1 protein-coding gene is annotated in these 747 nt (G+C 44.7%); it reads left to right on the top strand.

The features are described 5' to 3' along the window. Positions 1 to 47: 47 nt before the first annotated feature. On the top strand, positions 48 to 747 hold a 700-nt coding region (locus HMPREF9370_RS11485), incomplete at its 3' end, for an IS1595 family transposase (protein ID WP_009117691.1).

Raw genomic sequence — 747 nt, 5'->3', positions numbered from 1 at the left:
AAGGGCTTAGGAAGCAAAATCACCAAATATAGTGATAAGCTTCTGAAATGGAATTAAAAAATAAGTATCAAAAGTTCAGCAAAATTACCGAGCCAAAATTCCGTCAAATCCTACGGCTTTTCTCCTTGGATCTGACCGCTTCCAACACCGCCAAACTGACAGGAATTAGTGTCAGAAGCATCCACAGCCTCTACCTGAAACTACGGCGACGATTGGCTGACGAATGTGAGCAGCAGACACCTTTCTGCGGCATAGTGGAGTTGGACGAATCCTATTTCGGTGCAAAACGTATCCGAGGCAAACGCGGACGCGGTGCCGGCGGTAAAACGATTGTTTTCGGCATACTCAAACGAGGTGACAAGGTTTATACCGAAATCGTTTCTGATGCTTCAAAAGCAACCTTACAAAAGGTTATCAGAGGACATATCTCTGTTGAGAGCGTCATCAATACTGATGGATGGCGCGGTTATCAGGGGTTGGTCGATATGGGCTTCCCGAAGCATTTCAGAGTACGTCATGGTGATAATGAATTTGCTCGTGGCACTCAGCATATCAACGGTATCGAATCCTTTTGGAGCTACGCGAAGCATCGCTTGGTACAATTTAACGGTGTACCGAAGCATACGTTTTACCTGCATTTAAAAGAAACCGAGTTCCGCTTCAATCACAGGCATGATGATTTATACAAAGTGCTGTTGAGAATGTTGCGGAAAGATCCTTTAAAAGGAATTTTGCTTCCTAAGCCCC

It is taken from the genome of Neisseria wadsworthii 9715 (assembly GCF_000227765.1).
In the GTDB taxonomy this organism is placed as follows: domain Bacteria; phylum Pseudomonadota; class Gammaproteobacteria; order Burkholderiales; family Neisseriaceae; genus Neisseria; species Neisseria wadsworthii.
Note: the sequence above shows the minus strand (reverse complement) of the source record. Positions and strands in the feature narration are given on the sequence as shown.